General features: G+C 32.9%; 19 protein-coding genes and 3 pseudogenes. 2 read left to right on the forward strand and 20 right to left on the reverse strand.

All coding sequences use genetic code 11. The annotated features are described in order from the left end of the window. Window positions 1-42: 42 nt before the first annotated feature. Window positions 43-1,139: pseudogene (gene ribD, locus ACUL40_RS09165) on the reverse strand (bifunctional diaminohydroxyphosphoribosylaminopyrimidine deaminase/5-amino-6-(5-phosphoribosylamino)uracil reductase RibD). Beyond that, window positions 1,132-1,869: a GTP cyclohydrolase II gene (locus tag ACUL40_RS09170; protein ID WP_000258858.1), complete on the reverse strand. Its 738-nt coding sequence runs from the start codon at window positions 1,867-1,869 to the stop codon at window positions 1,132-1,134. Before ACUL40_RS09170 ends, ribD begins: the two are co-directional and overlap by 8 nt. A 303-nt stretch (window positions 1,870-2,172) precedes the next feature. Here ACUL40_RS09170 and ACUL40_RS09175 point away from each other — a divergent pair, with 303 nt between their 5' ends. Further along, on the forward strand, window positions 2,173-2,490 hold the full coding sequence (locus ACUL40_RS09175) for a winged helix-turn-helix transcriptional regulator (RefSeq protein ID WP_001000104.1): 318 nt from the start codon (window positions 2,173-2,175) through the stop codon (window positions 2,488-2,490). Between the two features lie 348 nt (window positions 2,491-2,838). Here ACUL40_RS09175 and ACUL40_RS09180 read toward each other — a convergent pair whose 3' ends face one another. The 7 genes from ACUL40_RS09180 to ACUL40_RS09210 form a co-directional block, all read right to left on the reverse strand. After that, entirely contained in the window at window positions 2,839-3,438 is a 600-nt protein-coding gene (locus tag ACUL40_RS09180) for a nitroreductase family protein (RefSeq protein WP_000158938.1), read from the reverse strand. 388 nt (window positions 3,439-3,826) lie between these two features. Beyond that, window positions 3,827-4,900, reverse strand: coding sequence for a WD40/YVTN/BNR-like repeat-containing protein (locus ACUL40_RS09185; RefSeq protein WP_000410430.1), 1,074 nt, complete (start codon window positions 4,898-4,900; stop codon window positions 3,827-3,829). Between the two features lie 405 nt (window positions 4,901-5,305). Next, window positions 5,306-6,145, reverse strand: a complete 840-nt coding sequence (locus ACUL40_RS09190; protein WP_000793565.1) for an aldo/keto reductase — start codon at window positions 6,143-6,145, stop codon at window positions 5,306-5,308. 16 nt (window positions 6,146-6,161) lie between these two features. Continuing rightward, a complete protein-coding gene (locus ACUL40_RS09195; protein ID WP_001089891.1) occupies window positions 6,162-7,376 on the reverse strand; it encodes an MFS transporter in 1,215 nt (404 codons plus the stop codon). A gap of 582 nt (window positions 7,377-7,958) precedes the next feature. Then, window positions 7,959-8,432 carry a tautomerase family protein gene (locus ACUL40_RS09200; RefSeq protein WP_001128306.1) on the reverse strand — a complete coding sequence of 158 codons (474 nt, stop codon included), beginning with the start codon at window positions 8,430-8,432 and terminating at the stop codon, window positions 7,959-7,961. 42 nt (window positions 8,433-8,474) lie between these two features. After that, the gene (locus ACUL40_RS09205) at window positions 8,475-8,990 is read right to left on the reverse strand and encodes a heme-degrading domain-containing protein (protein WP_105559683.1); all 516 of its coding nucleotides are present in this window, start codon (window positions 8,988-8,990) and stop codon (window positions 8,475-8,477) included. Window positions 8,991-9,403: 413 nt separating this feature from the next. Further along, on the reverse strand, window positions 9,404-9,775 hold the full coding sequence (locus ACUL40_RS09210; RefSeq protein ID WP_000402483.1) for a DUF1304 domain-containing protein: 372 nt from the start codon (window positions 9,773-9,775) through the stop codon (window positions 9,404-9,406). A 483-nt stretch (window positions 9,776-10,258) separates the two neighbouring features. Here ACUL40_RS09210 and ACUL40_RS09215 point away from each other — a divergent pair. Continuing rightward, window positions 10,259-10,393, forward strand: a pseudogene (locus ACUL40_RS09215) (VOC family protein); the annotation flags it as partial. A gap of 346 nt (window positions 10,394-10,739) precedes the next feature. On the opposite strand, the gene ACUL40_RS09220 reads toward ACUL40_RS09215, so the two are convergent. The 11 genes and pseudogenes from ACUL40_RS09220 to spxA form a co-directional block, all read right to left on the reverse strand. Further along, the gene (locus tag ACUL40_RS09220) at window positions 10,740-11,081 is read right to left on the reverse strand and encodes a zinc ribbon domain-containing protein YjdM (RefSeq protein WP_000067659.1); all 342 of its coding nucleotides are present in this window, start codon (window positions 11,079-11,081) and stop codon (window positions 10,740-10,742) included. Window positions 11,082-11,344: 263 nt separating this feature from the next. Continuing rightward, window positions 11,345-13,108, reverse strand: coding sequence for a SulP family inorganic anion transporter (locus ACUL40_RS09225; protein ID WP_001228486.1), 1,764 nt, complete (start codon window positions 13,106-13,108; stop codon window positions 11,345-11,347). A gap of 100 nt (window positions 13,109-13,208) precedes the next feature. Continuing rightward, the gene (locus tag ACUL40_RS09230; protein WP_000021461.1) at window positions 13,209-13,649 is read right to left on the reverse strand and encodes a hypothetical protein; all 441 of its coding nucleotides are present in this window, start codon (window positions 13,647-13,649) and stop codon (window positions 13,209-13,211) included. A 1-nt stretch (window position 13,650) separates the two neighbouring features. Further along, on the reverse strand, window positions 13,651-14,004 hold the full coding sequence (locus ACUL40_RS09235; protein ID WP_000526187.1) for an ArsR/SmtB family transcription factor: 354 nt from the start codon (window positions 14,002-14,004) through the stop codon (window positions 13,651-13,653). A 427-nt stretch (window positions 14,005-14,431) separates the two neighbouring features. Then, window positions 14,432-15,751 (reverse strand): aromatic amino acid transport family protein, encoded by a 1,320-nt coding sequence (locus ACUL40_RS09240; RefSeq protein ID WP_001014168.1) that lies wholly within the window; start codon window positions 15,749-15,751, stop codon window positions 14,432-14,434. A gap of 1,005 nt (window positions 15,752-16,756) precedes the next feature. Beyond that, window positions 16,757-16,842, reverse strand: a pseudogene (locus ACUL40_RS09245) (DUF3888 domain-containing protein); the annotation flags it as partial. Window positions 16,843-16,849: 7 nt separating this feature from the next. Next, window positions 16,850-17,185 carry an IDEAL domain-containing protein gene (locus tag ACUL40_RS09250; RefSeq protein WP_000987462.1) on the reverse strand — a complete coding sequence of 112 codons (336 nt, stop codon included), beginning with the start codon at window positions 17,183-17,185 and terminating at the stop codon, window positions 16,850-16,852. Between the two features lie 124 nt (window positions 17,186-17,309). Further along, complete coding sequence (gene saiR / locus ACUL40_RS09255) at window positions 17,310-17,723, reverse strand: Rrf2-family transcriptional regulator SaiR (RefSeq protein ID WP_001083465.1); 414 nt, start codon at window positions 17,721-17,723, stop codon at window positions 17,310-17,312. 188 nt (window positions 17,724-17,911) lie between these two features. Continuing rightward, window positions 17,912-18,046 carry a BA3454 family stress response protein gene (locus ACUL40_RS09260; protein WP_000573538.1) on the reverse strand — a complete coding sequence of 45 codons (135 nt, stop codon included), beginning with the start codon at window positions 18,044-18,046 and terminating at the stop codon, window positions 17,912-17,914. A 110-nt stretch (window positions 18,047-18,156) separates the two neighbouring features. After that, window positions 18,157-18,291, reverse strand: coding sequence for a BA3454 family stress response protein (locus tag ACUL40_RS09265; RefSeq protein ID WP_000573515.1), 135 nt, complete (start codon window positions 18,289-18,291; stop codon window positions 18,157-18,159). 47 nt (window positions 18,292-18,338) lie between these two features. Further along, entirely contained in the window at window positions 18,339-18,734 is a 396-nt protein-coding gene (gene spxA / locus ACUL40_RS09270; RefSeq protein WP_000236189.1) for a transcriptional regulator SpxA, read from the reverse strand. Window positions 18,735-19,070: the final 336 nt, after the last annotated feature.

The raw sequence follows: 19,070 nt of genomic DNA on the forward strand, positions 1-19,070 counted from the left end.
TGCAATCCATTTATCGGAACATATAAGTAGCTTTTATTCTCCTTATATGTTCCGATATTCTGGATAGCCAATAAATCTATAATCTTTTCCAACCTGGGTAAATGATACATCCTTAAATTCAATTGCATCTTGCATTTTAGTAATACCAGTCCCCTCTACAAAGCTAGGCGCCAATCTGCCCCCAATAATTTTTGGTGCGACATATAATATAAGTTTATCCATCAATTTATTTTCAATAAACGAAGCATTTACCTCTCCACCACCTTCAATAAGCAGGGAGGAAACTCCTTTTTGCCCTAAAACATCAAGCATTTCATGTAAGTTTATATGCTTTTCTCTGCTAGTAACAAATACTTTAACTCCTGCATTTTCTAATGCTATCTTTTTTTCGCTGCATGATTACTTGTTGTAAATATCCAGGTAGGAGCTTCTCCATCTGTAACAACATTAGCTTCCATCGGTATGCGTAATGTCGAGTCCAATATTATTCGAATTGGATTTCGTCCATTTGGAATACGCGTTGTCAATGATGGATTATCCTTTTGAACAGTATTCGCTCCTACTAAAATAGCCGCATTTTCGTTTCGTATTTGGTGTACTTCTTGTCTTGCTTCTGTAGATGTAATCCACTTACTATCCGATGAAGACGTAGCGATTTTACCGTCTAATGTAACTCCTGATTTAATCGTTACAAATGGACGCTTTGTCAAAATATATTTATTAAAGACTTCATTCATTTTTTTAGATTCTTCTTCACACACTCCTACAAGTACTTCAATACCTGCATCTTGTAGAATTTTAATTCCACGTCCAGAAACAAGCGGGTTTGGATCAAGTGTAGCAACTACTACCTTCTTAATTCCTGCTTGTACAATTGCTTCAGCACAAGGCCCTGTTCTACCATGATGAGAACAAGGTTCAAGAGTTACATAGATTGTAGCACCACGTACCTGTTCTCCAGCCATACGTATCGCATGTATTTCGGCATGTGGTTCTCCGGCCTTCATATGTGCTCCGACCCCTACAATTCGATTATCATTTACAATTACAGATCCAACCAATGGATTTGGAGTCGTTTGTCCCTTCATAGCCTTGGCATTTTCTAGTGCTAGCTTCATATACAATTCATGCTCAAGCATGTAAGTGTCCCCCTTCAAAATGTCCAGAACGCTGAATCTTCGTTTGCAAATATTTCTCATTAAACTCTGAGATATCACCCCATAACGGTTCACGACTCGTAACATTTAATCCAGCTTTTTGTAACGCTTCTAATTTTTTTGGATTATTTGTAATAAGTTTTACAGGTTTTGAGCGTAGCGCTTTTAATACTTCAATTGTATCATCATAGTTTCGAACATCATCTTCAAAGCCTAGGTTCAGATTAGCTTCTACTGTATCTAACCCATTTTCTTGCAAGAGGTACGTCATTGCTTTACTAAACAAACCAATTCCTCTTCCTTCATGATTCGCTAAGTAAAATAAAGCACCTGAACCATGTTCTGTAATCATTTGTAAAGACTGCTTTAATTGGAATCCACAGTCACAACGTTTACTACCAAAGATATCACCGGTGTGACAAATACTATGCATACGAATTAGGGCATCTTCAGAATTCTCAAAATCACCATATACAAGCACACTAGATTGCTGCATATCAGCTAAATTAATAGATGAGAGTTTTTTGATAATTCCTTCTACACTATTTGTAACCTCACTACATTGTAACCAAGAATACCATTGGAAAATTTTAGTCTCCCCATATAAATTAATTGGCAATTTGATAGGTCCTACTAAATAAATATCCTTTCCATCTTGATGTATAAATTGAATTTTATCTTCTAACATATGAATTGTATCTGTTGTAACCATTAGGTACCTCCTAGTATTGAGAATCTCTAAAAATTCTCTTCCATTGTTATATTTTTTATTGTTTAACTTACACAACGTAAGTGTTTTTACAGATGCTATTCTTTTTTCTCTCAGCTTATATGCAATATGTATCATTACAACTTTGGCCATTTAAAGAAAAGAGTTTTAGTTACATAAAACAACTTAGTTACTTTATGTAAGTGAGTATACATTCGTAATTAATTTACGTCAAGTAATTAATTATAAAAACATTTGTTACTAATAGTAAGATGTTATATAATTTGTTTTAGGAGGTGAAGGAAAATGAATGATTCTACATTATGCCCTCGCTTTGAAAAAGGAATGAAATTTTTTAGCCAACGATGGACAGCACTAATTATTTACCAACTTTTTTCTGGATCTCAGCGCTTTTGTACGCTTGAATCTTCTCTTCCTGTTAGCGGAAGATTACTTTCAGAAAGATTGAAAGAATTAGAACTAGAAGGAATTGTCGAACGTAAAGTCTTTCCTGAGACACCAGTTCGTATAGAATATTCTTTAACTCAAAAAGGATTTGCTTTAGAAGCTATTATTCGCGGAATAGAAGAATGGTCACAGGAATGGATAGAACTTGAGGAATAACATAAAAGCTTTTTCGTATATAGTTTTAAGTAATCAAATTACAGATACCTATTATTAAAACGCTAGTTTTTCAAGCATTTATGAAAAGCTAGCGTTTTTTAATGAATAAAATAAAATAAAATAAAATTTAAGAAATGAAACAAGATGATCAAACCGATCACCTTGTTCCTTTAAAGATTAAAATAGTGATTTTAACAACTTTTATTAATACATACTCGATTAACAGAAATAATAAATAGAATTTTTGTAACTAAACAGTTTTATTTTCGCAATACAGTTAGCTTATCCCGCTATTTGCGGACAGTAAGACCACCACTAATTAAATTTCCATTTTATTGCATTTGAATATTACTTATGAAATTTCACACGCTCTTCAAGTGGTTGGAATTCTTTTTCACCTGGTGCAGCTGTTGGATTACCAAATGGCATTTGTGCAATTAGTTTCCAATTAGCAGGAACATTCCATTCTTGTTTTACCTCATCGTCAATTAATGGATTATAATGTTGTAAAGATGCCCCTAATCCCTCTGCTTCTAAACCTGTCCACACGACTAATTGGTGCATACCTGATGCTTGGTGTGACCAAATTGGGAAGTTTTCAGCATATGCAGCAAATTTTTCTTGAAGCGATTTAACGATAGCCTCATCTTCAAAGAATAGTACTGTTCCATAACCAGCTTTAAAAGAATCCATTTTTTGTTGCGTTCCTGAGAAATCTCCATCTCCAACTACTTTTCTTAATGTTTCAGTTGTAATATCCCATAATTTATCATGAGCTTCACCAAATAATACAACTAGTCGCGCAGTTTGAGAATTGAAAGCTGATGGAGTATATTTCACAGCAAACTCCACAATTTCTTTAATTTTTTCATCCGATACTTGTACCTCTTTGTTAATTCCATAATAAGTACGTCTTTCTTTCAGTGCAGTATAGAAATCTTTTGTCATAATTCATTTCCTCCTAAGTTTTAATATTCTTCAAAATGATACATTGCGAAGATAATATGAGTTGAAATGAGTTCATTTTTGAACCATTGAACACCATAACACCAATTGCTAGTCATTCTGAATCTAAACCACTGCTTCTTGCTTCAGTTTCCCTAAAAAAACACTTATAGCATCATTGATACAATCTAGTGATCATTCGGTATTATTTTACCCATTCTCTATTCATGTATCCTGCTTGTTTCATATTTACACAAATATGAAAATAACCTTAAATTGCTGGTCAAAAAAGCCAGGTAGCATGAATAACACATTACCTGGCTTTTTACATTTTTAATTTAAATTCAACTAAACATTACCAATGAATAGTAGTAAAAACTATACCTGTCACTTATTTAATAATTAACATCTCATAAGGATGTTGTTCCATAAATCTATTCTCCCAAGGAATCTCTAATGATGTCCAATTTGAACCACCGTCTACTGACTGATACACTCCTTTATTGCTAAACAGATAAAACGTTCCATCACTTGTTGCCTTTAATACTGGTATGATTGTGCCTTTAGGAGTTGGTAAACCTACATTCATTTCTGCCCAAGACTGATTTTTTTCTTTCTTATAAATAAATGATTCACAATTTCCATTATTGTAATCATGCGCTACGTGTGGATTTGAAGATGTCGCGATAATAATATTTTCTGGATCATTTGGGTTAACTGCCATTTGATATGCGTAATGATGCTTTAGCCCGCTACACATATAGTTCCAAGTCTTACCTCCATCATTACTCTCCGCATACTCTTGACCTGGTTCTTTCAAGAATGAATCACCTAACACCCCGTATAAACGATTTGGCGCATCGCCATGTGATTTAAGAATGTGAATATCTTGAGGATAGTTCCCCTCTTTTTCCTCAGTCCATGTCTTACCTCCATCTACACTTTTAATTAATCCGCCTACCTCAATAGTCGTATAAATAGTTTCTGGATTATTAGCATCAATTTCAATATGTTTTACATGGTGTGTATATGTTCTTTGAGGAAAGAACCATGATGAATATGATGGCATTTGTCGATAATCAGTTAGCAGCTCAAAACTGTCTCCTCCATTTTTGGATACGAACATTGCGCTCGGTTCAGTTCCTACATATACAATCCCGTTACCGTCATCCCCCTTCGCTGGAGATACAGAAACTGCTGTAATAGCTCTCATATGAATAGCATTTGCTGGGAACACTTCACCAAAGGAAGGTAACGCACCAATCGCTTCCCATGAACTTCCTCCATCTTTACTTCTCCATAATCCCCTGTCAAAGGTACCACAATACATTCTTTCTGGATCGTATGGATCTGAAGCTAACGCAACCGGATTCGCACCTACAAACTGCGATTGGACGCTCCATGTTGAGTCTTTTTTTTCTGCAATTACAAGTTCTCTATCAAACGCTAATATGAATTTTTCCATTACTAAAATCTCCTCGCTTCATGAATTTTCTACTATGTTATTTAAATTTTGAACATTACAAGTTAAGAGGTGTATTTTGTATGCTATAGCATACAAAGGATAAATTTTATAAGCAATATGTGATTAAAAACTTACATTATATAATTTGTTAACTTCACATCCGTATGATGAACAAGATGTCCTGTTAACTCATATAAGTCCATATGCCACCTCTAAATAAATCGCAATTTATATGCTATAGCATATATAATATAGAATCCATTATTTTATGTCAAACTTTAATACTGTTAATCAGTTCTTTAGCTCGTCTAAAGTAATTTAAAAGTCATAATATAAACAGAAACATTTTATTGTCTATTCAATAAAAAAAGAGTGCAATTTTTGCACTCTTTTTACTCATTTCTATTAGAAATCAAAGTTATCAGGATCTGGACCAACGCGGTGATTTTGATTTAATGCATCGATTTTTTCCATATCTTCTTTCGTTAATTCAAAGTTAAATACATCTGCGTTTGCAATAATGCGGTGCTCTTTCGTTGATTTTGGAATTGTGATCACTTCATTTTGAAGGTCCCAACGTAAAATCACTTGTGCTGTTGTTTTACCATGTTTCTCAGCAATTGCCTGTAATGTTTCATTATCTAATAATTGACCTTGCATAAGTGGTGACCATGCTTCCATTTGAATACCTTGTTCTTTACAGAAAGCTTGTAATTCTTTTTGTGTTAAACGAGGATGGTATTCTACTTGGTTGATCATCGGCTTAATTTCTGCATCTTTTATTACATCTTGCAGATGGTGAATTTGGAAATTACTTACGCCAATTGCACGTACACGCTTTTCTTTATAAAGTGTTTCTAACGCTCTCCATGTATCTTTATATTTCCCTTCTACAGGCCAGTGAACAAGATATAAATCTAAATAATCTAGCTTTAATTTTTTTAAGCTCTCTTCGTATGCAGCAATCGTTTCTTCATATCCTTGATCTGCGTTCCATACTTTTGAAGTAATAAATAATTCTTCTCTTGAAATACCAGTTGTTTCAATACCGGCACGAATCCCCTCACCTACAGCTGCTTCATTTCCGTAAATTGCAGCTGTATCAATGCTGCGGTATCCTGCTTTAATTGCTGATTTAATCGCTTCTACAAGTTCTGGTCCTTCTTCTACTTTAAATACACCTAAACCAAACCAAGGCATTTCCACACCATTACTTAATACTGTTTTACTTTGTAAGTTTTTCATTTTATTTTCTCTCCTTTTATTTTACTTGATCTCTTTTTTCTAATGTCATGCTCCATGCTGTTAAAATAACAGCACCTACTACCATAATGCCGCCTACCCAAGCTGTATGAATTAACCCTAACGAGTTCGTTACAATACCGCCTAAATAAGCACCAAGAGCAATCCCAGCATTAAACGCCGCAATATTAATTGCCGATGCAACATCGACAGCACTCGGTACAAATCGTTCAGCTAACATTACGACATATACTTGTAACCCTGGAACATTCATAAATGCGAATAGCCCCATTAAAATAATTGTGATTAACCCAGCTACCTTAAATGGTGCCGTAAATGTTAAAACAAATAGTATAATCGCTTGAATAAAGAACATGTAGAATAGCGCTCGAATTGGATTATGATTCGATAATTTTCCGCCAATCACATTCCCTATCGCAATGGCGATTCCATACACTAATAAAATGATAGTAACCGTATTTGCTTTAAATCCTGTTACCTCTTGTAATAACGGAGATAAATACGTAAAAGTTACGAATGTTCCCCCATATCCTAATGCAGTAATAATGAAAACTAGTAACAGTCTTCCGTTCGTAATCAGTTTAAATTGATCGCGGAATGATACAGACGCACCTTTTTTCATATTAGATGGAATGAGAATACTATTTGCAATTAAGGCGATAATTCCAATTACTACAATTGCTAAAAATGATGTTCTCCAGCCAAATTGTTGACCAATAAATGTTCCAATTGGTGCCCCTGTAATAGTTGCAACTGTTACACCAGTAAACATGATGGCAATCGCGCTAGCACGCTTATTTTCTGGGACAAGTGCCGCAGCAATTGTTGAACCAATTGACATAAACACACCATGCGAAAGTGCAGAAATAATTCGCGCAATAAGTAATACAGTGAAGCTTGTTGCTACCGCTGCGATTCCGTTACCAATAATGAAAATAATCATAATCCACATTAATAACGTTTTTCGTGACATATTAGCTGTTAATGACGTTAATACTGGAGCCCCAAACGCTACGCCTAACGCATATAAAGAAACTGTTAAACCAGCCGTTGTAACCGACACATGTAAATCTTCCGAAATAGATGGTAATAAACCGACACTAACAAATTCAGTTGTCCCAATCCCGAACGCACTAATTGCTAACGCTAACAACGCAAATATACTTCTTCGATTCGTCTGAACTTCTGAAGACGATGCTGTATATGAATTCAATTGAGTTTCCCCTCTTCCCTATAATTCCTATCATAATAGTGCGATAAAAAGGCCCTTTTATCTTCTAAAAAACATATTTAATCTCTACAAACGCTATTATGAATGGTTTCATTCTTTTTTTAAAGAACGCACTTTAAAGTACTATAGGTACTTTTTAGTACAGTAAAGCTTGTCTCTCTCTTACATGTACTATTATGAAATATATTCAATACAATGAATAGTACGTACTTTAAAGTGCTGTAGGTACTAAAAAGTAACATAGTTAGTTACCAGTACCGTAAAGCTTGTTTCTCTCTTACATGTGCTATTATGAATGATAATCACCCTAATAAAAAGTACGTACTTTAAAGTACTATAGGTACTAAAAAGTAACATTTATATAACCTAGCTTATTTTGCTCAAAAATTGAAATCTACATTCCATGAAAAAGACTTTCAAATGAAGAAATACACTTTCCCGTAGAGGCAACTTTAGAGAATATTACTTAAACATATAAAGGATCATGTTCATTACCACAGACAAATAATAAAAAAGGCAAAAACGAACAGAAATGTGTTCATTTTTGCCTTTTTTATTTAATGATTAAAATGTACGACTTTTGGAAAGGAAATCTGCATTAGCTCCTGTTACACCACTTTGTCCCCAGTTCCCTGGAATCATTTCACGAATAAGAATTAGCACTTTATCCAAAGGTGCATGAGTATATTTAGATGTTACTTGTGTAAGTTCGTTTACCCACTTATCCTTTGTCTCTTGATCAAATGTATTCCATATATCAATCTTAATAATAGCCATTCCATTAACGTTACGACCTAGTGTATCGTAAGACTCTTTTGTCTCCCAATCGGACACCCTACTTTTCACAGCAAAGGTAGCATCACTTGCTACAGCCCCAGCTTTCCCCCAGTTTTCTTTCTCAAGTTCCGTTATCAACACTTGAATTTTGTCAGGGACAATTTTTAATAGTTTTATTGTAAGTTCCGTTACACTATAAATAAATTCCTTCTTTTCTTCTGTTGACATGGTTGGCCAAGTATTTAGCTCGATTAATGGCATAGTATTGCCCCCTAAATTTAATTATCTATTGACTAGTTACAACTATTGGTTCAAATGATTTTTAACTGCTCTTACTACCAATTCGTGATCTTCTTCTGGTGGTAATCCTGAAACTGTTATCATTCCAATAACCCCTACGTTTTTTATTCTGATAGGAAAGCATCCACCAAACGCAGCATATTCCGAAGTATCTAAAAGATATTTTTCATTATATGAAATTCCAGTTATTTCACTTTGTATCTGCATATAATACGAGCTACGATCATGCAGGGAAACGACTCGTTTTTTACGCTCAATCCATTTCGTATTTTCCGCATTTGTCCCTGTCATCTTGAAATGAAATAATTGCACACCATTTTTCGTTATATCAACAGCAATCAATTTCCCCTCTCGCTTTGCTGTTTCAACGATAAATAAACCTAGTTGCAAGGCATCTTCATTTGTAAAAGAGGAAAATTGAAGCGTTTCCTCCTCTTTTAAAATTTGTTTACTTATTTCATTCAAATTTGAAGTGCTCATATCTTTAACCTCCATAATTGTTTTATGCCACACCGACATTTTTTCGAAATTATTAGGCCATATAGTACAACCCTTCAATCAATCTGATTCTAAATAAACTGCTGTAACATCGTTGGTAACTAGTAGTACCGTAAAGTTTGTTTTCTTCTTACTGGTGCTATTATGAATGATATTCAAAGTTATAAAAAGTACGCACTTTAAAGTGCTATAGGTACTTTAAAGTACTATTCTACTTATCCCTATCTTACAGAGACTATTATGAAATATATTTAACATCTTAAAAATGTATGTACTAAAGAATAATATTTTTAATCACTAACTTTTTTGCTCAATGGTTGTAATTCATCAGATACAGAAATAGACATACAAAAACGCCATCCTTTCCTATAATTTTAAAGAAAGAATAGCGTATTCTTTTCAAAAATGAGTTCTTTTATTGAGAAACTTTGATTCTATATCATACATAAAAGGGCAACCAGTGCTAAAACAGCTGGAAGTCCTTGTTTCACAATAATTGATTTATTAGATGTGAAACCTCCGAAAATAGCTGCTACCACCACACAAATTACGAAAAATAATTGGACCATATAACCAATTGGATTGAGTCCAAGTACAAGTCCCCAAATGAGACCAGCCGCTAAAAATCCATTATATAAACCTTGGTTTGCAAACATAATGGCTACGTTTCGATCTCCTTCTAAATGCTTCGGTAATTTGAAAGCACGTTTCGCTACTTTTGAATTAATAAAAAACATTTCAAGGATCATGATAAACAAATGTTCTAATGCTACGATCCCGACTAAAATAGCTGCGATTATTTCCACACTATTCTGCCCCCTACACTCTCTATTCTTTAATATTCTCTACATTTTTTTGCATCTGTAATAGAACATGAATAAGTATTTTGCGTTCTTCTCCACTGATATTTACGAACATTTCCTTCATAAAATGTTCCTTTTCTTTCTTGTCAAAATATTAATTGATATATCAATTATTGATACATCAATTAATATACATCTCTCTTTTTATTTTTGCAAGTTTTTTTGCTCAATTGGTTTTATTTTGTTCTAGCAACTTTAAACCAATTCAAAACATCAGTTCGCATTTCTAGAAATCATAATTACTTTAAGTTCATTCTGACAATCATATTTAACTAAATATATAAAAGAATTGAGTTATATCTCCATCAATTTATAAAAATTAATTTTTTTCTAAAACAGATACTTTACGTTTTTTATAGTAATAAAAATCATTTTTTTGTTTCAGAGGCAATCCATTTTGTTAGCCTGATGTGCATAAGATAGCACCCATATGGAGAATCAATTATCTTTCAAGAAGATGGCTTGAAATCTGGATTTGGTACAAGAGTTGCCTACTTCCGTGATCCAGATGGTACTAATTTAGAGCTAATTGCTCCAAAAGGGCCATTTAGACGTGACTAATTAAAATATATTAATACTGAAAAACCACCTTTATGAGAGGTGGTTTTTTGTTGCTAATAGTGAAGGTTAATATTGAGGTCTGATTGACACCTATTCCTTTTCCACATCTTTCATCATACCATCGAAAGAATAGTCTTATAGCTATTTCAAATATTTCGGCAGTACTATATTGCTAGCAAGCTAAAATTTCATGGTACTCCCCAAAAACTCTGCTGAATCATAACCCAAAGTTCATTTTATCATTTCAAGGTAATTCGAAATTCTTAAGTTGTTGGGCACGGGGTACAGCTGAAAAACAGTGTATATTCATTAACTTCAAACTAATTTTGATGTAACAAAATTGTATTTATACCTTTTTAACAAATTCAGATTTTAATTTCATAGCTCCAAAACCATCAATTTTACAATCAATATTATGATCTCCATCAACTAATCGGATACTCTTTACTTTTGTACCAATTTTTACAACTGATGAAGTTCCTTTTACTTTAAGATCTTTAATTACTGTTACAGAATCACCATCGTTTAAAATATTTCCATTTGCATCTTTAATTACCTTTGTATCTTCACTATTTTCAGCTTCTAATTCTAAAGTCCACTCATGAGCACATTCTGGACAAACAAAAAGATTCCCATCTTCGTAAGTGTATTCTGAATTACATTTTGGACAATTTGGTAAATTAGACATATTTTTATTTCCTCCACTCGTTTTCGTGTATTCTATTAAATAAATATTATTTTTAATTTCCCTTTTCCGTTTAAATATACGGAAAATATTCTCTTCTTACTGTTTGATACTTATTTGTTGAATGTATAAAAAAACTACTTGTTCACACCTTGTAAAAAATCTTCTCCACATTCTCCAAAACAAACTTTCTTCTTCTCTATTTTTTAATAAAATGATGAAAAAGTAGATGAAATCAAACAAACTTTGTATGTGAAGTGAAATTTTTAAAAATCTAATGCATTTACTTTATTCTTTATTGTATTGATTTCCTGAGATTGCTGAGAAAGCCCTGTACACTCATGAAAAGCAAAATGCTTACACCCTATACATTTTCTTGTATTCAGATGTCCTAAAGCACAATTAATTGCTTCCCCGGTATGATCAAAAAAGTTTTCTTTCCCAATCTCAGCGTACAATCCATTCTTATCTAGATTGGCTTTTAGCTCTGATTGAATTCCAGAAATAAGAAGTACGCCACCTTGTTTTTTGAAGTGCTGAACAATATTCCTAAAGTAAGACTCTCCTGTGGTATCAATAAAAGGAACTTTTCCCATACGTAAAATTAAAACTTTAGGTTTATAATGAATAGTCGCTAAAATATTTTGTTCAAATGTTTGAGCAGCCCCAAAGAATAATGGGCCTTCTATTGTATAAATACTAATTTGTGGACAATCATGAGCTTTATTTACCACATGCGATAACAATTTTTCATTCTTTTTTGTATGATCAGGAAGCACTTTAGATATAACAAGCATATTACTCATACGTTTTGTAAACAAAATAACAGCTAAAATAAGACCGATCTCCACAGCTGTTGTTAAACTAGTAAATACAGTAAGTAAAAATGTTACTAGTAATACAAGGGAATCTCCTGTCTTCATTTTGAGTATGTGATAAAAATGTTTTTGTTCGCTCATATTCCAAGCTACCACCATTAAAATGGGAGCCATACTAGCAAGAGGAATATGTGAAGCATATGGAGCTAACAGTAAAAGTGTCAATAACACAAATCCCCCATGAATAATACCCGACATCGGAGATACAGCCCCACTCTTAATATTAGTCGCTGTACGAGCAATTGCTCCAGTTGCTGGAATCCCGCCAAATAACGGGGTAACAATATTTGCAATCCCCTGACCGACAAGCTCTTTGTTACTGTTGTGTTTACTATTTGTCATACCATCTGCCACGACAGCGGATAAAAGCGACTCAATTCCACCGAGCATCGCAATAACAAATGCAGGACCAATTAACTGTTTTATACGTTCTAATGTGATTTCTGGTATATCAAACTGAGGAAGTGTATTTGGAATCGTGCCATATGCTGTACCAATAGTAGGTACATGACCTGAGAAAAATACAGTTGCAATTACAGTTGAAATAACAACACCTACTAATGAACCAGGCACTTTTGGTAAAATTTTTGGTGTTATGAGTATAACAAAAAAGCAAATCAAAGCAGTTATAACACTATAAAAATTGGTAGTACTGATATGAGTGAAGAGTTCCTTCAAATTCGCTAGAAATTCCTCATGCTTTTTTATACCTGTTAAACCTAAAAAACTAGCAATTTGTCCCGTAAAGATAATAACAGCAATACCTGAAGTAAAACCAATTGTTACAGGACGTGGAATAAACTTAATTAAAGAGCCTAGTTTGAAGATTCCCATAAGACATAAAATAATTCCAGCTAACAAACCCGCGAGTAGTAAATTTTCGTATCCATAGGTAATTACAACTCCTAAAAGAATCGGAACAAAAGCACCTGTAGGTCCTCCAATTTGATACTTCGAACCACCAAACAGTGAAATGAGTATTCCAGCAATACAGGTTGTATAAATCCCATACTCTGGCTTAACACCAGAGGCTATAGCAAAAGACATAGCAAGTGGAATCGCAACAACTCCAACAATCATTCCTGAAAGAAGATCCTTTTGAAAATGTGCTAATGAATATCCTTCAAACCTTCCTGTAAATAACTTTCTCATTACAAACCCTTCTTTTCTATTTTTAATAGATCTGGATTACAAATGTATTTCTCGGTCCCTTATACAGAAAATTGTCCTTTTCACAAAAATAAAAAACATCCTAATATTTACTATATGTTTTACTTAAATGACACTCCAATTCACCTATATCTCCACCTTGTTGTACATAGGATTTCAATCTTTCTGCTAAACGTTCTCCGGCTCGACTATCTAGCTTCTTCGTATCAATAAACGATCTAATCCTTACCTTATCTGGAGTAATATCTCTACGAAACATTTGTCCTGGAATTTCACTCCAAAAACGATTCCATTCATCCAGTAATCCTATTTGATCAAATAAAAAACCTTGAATTCCACATAACCAAGCTGTACAAGCAGTATTTCTTTTTCGACATCCAACTCCATCTTGTAAATGTTGGCATGAAAAACAACAAGAATTTCCACTTTTTATACAAACTTCACAAACGTAATGAGCTCCTAATGAGCGAAATGTTTCAATCCCATGTTGGATGATATCTTCTTTCTTAACCTCAATACTCAACCTATCCCTCCTTGGCCATCATTTCACTTTCTGCTTCATCTAGCTCTTCTAACATTGAAATCGTATCGATTAAATGGTTGTTGAAAATCTTCCGTGCAACCACCAATAAATCCACAATAATAGGGTCTCGTAAAGAATATAAAACTCTTTTTCCATCTTTCCTACCAACAACAATATTTTTTGAACGTAGTACACTTAATTGCTGAGAAACAGCTGAGCCTTCCTTATTTAAAATATCTTGAATTTCGTTTACGCTTTTTTCACCTTCTGACAATAATTCTAAAATACCTATTCGCAAAGGGTGTGCTAAGGCTTTAAAGAAATCTGCTTTAAATTGTTGCATTTCGTTTCCCATTGAAATCCCTCCGTTACTTTTCCTCAATTTAAAAAGTATCATATACATCTTCAAATGTTTGAATATGTATATGATACTTTTAAAACCTCGAATTTTCAATACAAATTTTACAATATTAAATAAGCATCAAATAGAGAAATATACTATTCAAATTCAGGTTCAAAATTTATTATCCAAAATAAAAGCGCCTAACATATTAGGGATATATAATACGTTAGGCGCTTGATATTTAAATTTTTTCGATTTAGGTCTTGATAATATTGGATGAGTATATGACCAAAACGCTAGATGACTAATATGAATAAACTTATTTGTAAAATTAATTCCTTAGAATATTTTAAGAGCAAGTTTTGAAAAAAACTATTCAAAACTTGCTCCTTATTTTCTCAGATCCAACTATTTTGATACTAAAACCAACAGTAGTGAATTAGAATAATGACTTAATACTTGCTAAGACAGTAAGTACACCTACAATAATAACAAATACGTTGCTCATTTTCCCTTTGTATTTAGCTAGTACTGGCACTTTTTGAATCGCATACATCGGTAATAGACATAAGATAGCAGCAACTAAAGGACCGCTTAGAGAATCAATAAGTCCAAGAATACTTGGATTTGTATAAGCAACAAACCAGCATGATAATACAACAAAAGTAAGAATTATTGTCTTAATTGTTTTTTCTTCAATATCTTTTCCACGTGATTTACCAAACTTAATAATCATGTCACGCATTACTTCAAATGCTCCTATATAATGGCCAAGGAAAGACTTTGTAATAGCCACAAAAGCAATAATTGGAGCTGCAATAGTGATTACAGGCGAATTAAGCTCATTAGCAAGATATGAAAGAATTGATAAGTTTTGTTCTTTTGCCATTTTTATATCATCTGGAGTCAAGCTCAATGCGCTACTCCAAACGAAGAACATAACAACAGCGAATGTCATGATATAACAAACCTTTTGTATTTGCGCACATTTAGCATCAGTGGCTTCGATTCCATACGTAGCTCTCTGTTTCACAACAAATGATGAAATCATAGGTGAATGATTAAATGAGAATACGATGATTGGTAGAATCATCAATATCGTCCCAAAATAGCCTGTTCCTGTTGAAGCAGTTGAAACAGCTGAAAAACTAAGCATTGACGTATTCCACTGTGGAATTAAAGATATTGCGATAAACAGTAGAGAAACTATGAAAGGATACACTAACATACTCATTACCTTTACAGTAATATCTTGACCAAAATTCAGTATAGCGATAAGACCAAGAACTAATACAAGTGATAAAATAGCTCTTGGAGGTTCTGGCATGTGCAATTGATGCACAATAAAACTACTTGCAGTGTTTGTAAGCGCAACCGAATACATTAGTACGATTGTATAAATTGAACCGAAATATACGATGTTAAAAATGATACTCGCTTTATTTCCGAAATACTCTCTAATTGTACCTGTGATCCCCTCATCAGCAGAATTAGAAGCGTATATCATTTTAGCAAGTGCCCTATGTGAGTAGTACATAACTGGATATGCAAGCAATGTAATTAGTAGTAAAGATAATAAACCACCTGAACCTGCATTAATCGGTAAAAAGAGCACCCCTGCTCCAATTGCAGTTCCAAATAGACTGAGTGCCCATGTAGTATCCTGCTTATGCCACTTTTTCGGATCTGCATATTGCTCATTTTTTAGTGCGGTATTTTCAGCTTGAACTTCTATTTTCTTTGCAGTATTCCCGTTCATATAATAACTCCCCCTTGTATCTATTCCTGCATCTCTCTTTGTACCTAACAAATATTCCCTTTTCGGAAAATGAATTCCTTACAAGTTGCCCCACATTGTATGTCCTTCATCATAATGAATCCAAATTGAAACATTCGCTAATTAGCGTCCTAATATAATTGTTAGCGTTCACAAAAAAGTTTACTCGTAATATCCGCTCTTTATATAAAGAACCCTTAAGAGAACAATATAGAATAGACTTCATAAATACGTTGCAACATTTCTAATAACAGTGTATTACTTTAATGGTTTCTCTTTTTTACTTTTAACAGTAATTTTAGCTAAACCGGCCTCTCTTCATTTGCGAGGCATTTCTTTCTCAATTCTATACATTACTTTCATAACTTCGGTAGCACTGATGATATTGCTCACACAAGCCACTGAAGCACATTACATACATTTCGCCTCTAATCACACACCTTTCTTACTAATAATCGCATTTTTTATATTTTCTCCAGAGATAATAAAATTTCTCTCGACGCCCTCATTATAACGTGTATATTTATAAAATTAATATTTTTATATTTTCAGAAATATTAAAGAGGAATAATTTTATATGGATAATATTTTACAGTTAGCATGTAGCCATTGTTTTTATCGCTTAAAGCTGAATTAGTTAGTAAAAAAATACAATAATACATTGTTTTTCTAGGTGACTTATTATAAAAATACTTATATCCCCTTTTATCAAAAAATTTTATTTTAAACATAAAAGATATTCTAATAAATAATTAATGTAGGTAAAAAGAAAAAAATCCCAAAATACAAAAACCAAATTTTAGGATATATATTATTAATATTGAATTCATATACAATTTAAAAAGCTACACTGAGCAAAAAACAAAAAAGCTGCCCCATATGGACAGCTCATTTACATAATTATCGTTATCAGGAATACACAAACAAATCACTTCAATATCATCTTAATTGTAGTTTGTTCGGCTCTTCTTCAGGGATATCTCTATATTAGTAATGAATCGTTTTTACATCATTTCCTTTTATGCGAAAAGTAATTGTGTCCCATAAGGCGGATTGTGTGCACCCTCAAAAGTTTAAATTTTAAAATCCCTCATTAACTAGCTCTTTTATCGAGTTTAATTTTGAAGAAAGCTCGATAAACCATTCTTCATCCCCTGTTAATAATGCAAGATCTATAAGATAAAGGATTTGTTCCTTATTTATTACCTTTGATTCAGGGAGTTTGTTAACGTGTTTACTAAAGAGTAAAATCGCTTCGTTTATTGTGTACTGGCCGTCACGTTTCACAATACTAACTGTAACTATATCCTCTACATCATCAAGTGATACAATATAACCAACTATTAATTCACCTTCATTTGATATTCCACGAACCCAATCTCCTACTTTTAAAACATGATTATTATTTGACATCATACCGTTTCACCTTCCTATAAATATTTTTTGTGACGATAAAAAAGATATAAAAACAAATTATACTGTAATATTTTTCATTACATTTAAGTGTTAAGAACTCACGGCTATATAATAGTTAAGCCGCTTAACGCTCTTGATTGATAAGGTCAACAACTTCTTTCATTGTATAATTCTTTAAGTATTCACCTAGATGCTCTTCAGCACCTAAGAAAATAGCGAAAAGAACTTTTCGCATATTCGAACCTACAACACACTGATTGTTTGATTCTGGACACTTCGGCTGCAAAGCACCTTCAGAGGTTATCTGATAAATATGCCAAAGATTAATTTCATCTAAATCGCGAGCGAAAATAAAACCGCCACCAGTCCCCTCTTTCGATTGTATAAACTTATGTTTTTTTAACAAACTTAGTACTTTGCGAATGCGTACTGGATGAACACCTGCACTTTCTGAAATAGCATTACTTGTTGACATCCGGTCTGGCTGTAAAGCTAAATAAGTTAAACTGTGTATGGCCAAGGTAAAGTCGCTGTTCATGATTTTCCTCCTACGATTAAAAATATTGTTTCTCATATATTAACATACTGTAGCCAAAAATATTACAGATTGGTTAGAACGTTAAAACATGTGGATGCTTCTTGCCATAAAAAATTAATTCCCTTATATTCTATCCCGTCCCACCTATATCTGATAACTTCATTTAGCTTTTTAAGTTAAAAAGAAAATTAAACACTCCACTGTTTCTTCACTTGTTCTTCTGCCAACTGTTCAATTTTTGTCCAAATCGTATCTTTACTCACAATAACATTTGTTTGATAATTTCTATTATTATAATTAACTGTAACACATACTTCAATCATCTTCTGCTTCCTCCTTTCAAGAAAATTTCTTATTTATATTTAATACCTGAAAAATTTTGAATTTAGTTATAATCTCTAGCATATAACTTCATTTTTTTAAATAATTAAGTTTAAAAACCCCACTGTTTCTTCACTTGTTCTTCTGCCAACTGTTCAATTTTTGTCCAAATCGTATCTTTGTTCACAATGACATTTGTTTGATAGTTTCTATCTTTATAATTAACTGTAACGCATACTTCTATCACCTTCAGTTTCCTCCTTTCAAAAAATTTCTCTTTCATACTATTACTTATTAATTAGCCAACTTTTGCAGTTCAATGTTTAAAAATGTTCGGACACTACGTGGTAAAAATTTGCGAATTTCTTCTTCGTTAAAACCAATTTGCAATCTTTTTTCGTCCAGCATAATCGGGCGACGCAACATTAGTGGATGCTCAATTATTAATGTATAAAATTCATTTAGCGAGAGCTCATCAATATTTATATTTAAGTCCTGAAAAGTTTTGGATCTAGTTGAAATAATTTCAGTAGCCCCCTCTTCAGTTAAACGAAGAATCGATTTAAGCTCATCAACTGTCATAGAATTTGATACGATGTTTTTTTCAATATAATCAATTTGATGCTCTTCAAGCCATGCTTTCGCTTTTCGGCATGAAGCACAGCTTGCTGTTGTATATAGAATTACCATATTTAACTCACTCCTTTAATGTTATTAAACGTACATTTTAAATATCGCTTATTGAAATGTATTAAAAAAAATTACAGTTTAGAATCAAATTCACATAATGTTAATTATTCAGCAATGTTTCATTTATCTCTATTATTCATGCTACATTTTACAGACGTTAACAACTCACTTTTAAAAATCTTACTGTAATTTTAAACTTTACAGTTCAATTAATCAACTGTTAAGTCTTGGATTAATTTTAATAACACAACAAATTATTCTCATGTAAAATTCCCCATAGCATGATGGCTCCTTCAAAGCACATTTCACGCATTTCTTGCTTACAAGTGCTATTAT

This window comes from Bacillus sp. KNSH39 (assembly GCF_052656585.1).

What these genes read in the sequence shown, in the direction of transcription:
- ACUL40_RS09170 (WP_000258858.1), bottom strand. Translation starts at nt 1,869, where the DNA reads ATGGTTACAACAGATACAATTCATATGTTAGAAGATAAAATTCAATTT.
- ACUL40_RS09175 (WP_001000104.1), top strand. Translation starts at nt 2,173, where the DNA reads ATGAATGATTCTACATTATGCCCTCGCTTTGAAAAAGGAATGAAATTT.
- ACUL40_RS09180 (WP_000158938.1), bottom strand. Translation starts at nt 3,438, where the DNA reads ATGACAAAAGATTTCTATACTGCACTGAAAGAAAGACGTACTTATTAT.
- ACUL40_RS09185 (WP_000410430.1), bottom strand. Translation starts at nt 4,900, where the DNA reads ATGGAAAAATTCATATTAGCGTTTGATAGAGAACTTGTAATTGCAGAA.
- ACUL40_RS09190 (WP_000793565.1), bottom strand. Translation starts at nt 6,145, where the DNA reads ATGAAAAACTTACAAAGTAAAACAGTATTAAGTAATGGTGTGGAAATG.
- ACUL40_RS09200 (WP_001128306.1), bottom strand. Translation starts at nt 8,432, where the DNA reads ATGCCATTAATCGAGCTAAATACTTGGCCAACCATGTCAACAGAAGAA.
- ACUL40_RS09205 (WP_105559683.1), bottom strand. Translation starts at nt 8,990, where the DNA reads ATGTCGGTGTGGCATAAAACAATTATGGAGGTTAAAGATATGAGCACT.
- ACUL40_RS09220 (WP_000067659.1), bottom strand. Translation starts at nt 11,081, where the DNA reads ATGTCTAATTTACCAAATTGTCCAAAATGTAATTCAGAATACACTTAC.
- ACUL40_RS09225 (WP_001228486.1), bottom strand. Translation starts at nt 13,108, where the DNA reads ATGAGAAAGTTATTTACAGGAAGGTTTGAAGGATATTCATTAGCACAT.
- ACUL40_RS09235 (WP_000526187.1), bottom strand. Translation starts at nt 14,004, where the DNA reads ATGGGAAACGAAATGCAACAATTTAAAGCAGATTTCTTTAAAGCCTTA.
- ACUL40_RS09240 (WP_001014168.1), bottom strand. Translation starts at nt 15,751, where the DNA reads ATGAACGGGAATACTGCAAAGAAAATAGAAGTTCAAGCTGAAAATACC.
- ACUL40_RS09250 (WP_000987462.1), bottom strand. Translation starts at nt 17,185, where the DNA reads ATGATGTCAAATAATAATCATGTTTTAAAAGTAGGAGATTGGGTTCGT.
- saiR (WP_001083465.1), bottom strand. Translation starts at nt 17,723, where the DNA reads ATGAACAGCGACTTTACCTTGGCCATACACAGTTTAACTTATTTAGCT.
- ACUL40_RS09260 (WP_000573538.1), bottom strand. Translation starts at nt 18,046, where the DNA reads ATGATTGAAGTATGTGTTACAGTTAATTATAATAATAGAAATTATCAA.
- spxA (WP_000236189.1), bottom strand. Translation starts at nt 18,734, where the DNA reads ATGGTAATTCTATATACAACAGCAAGCTGTGCTTCATGCCGAAAAGCG.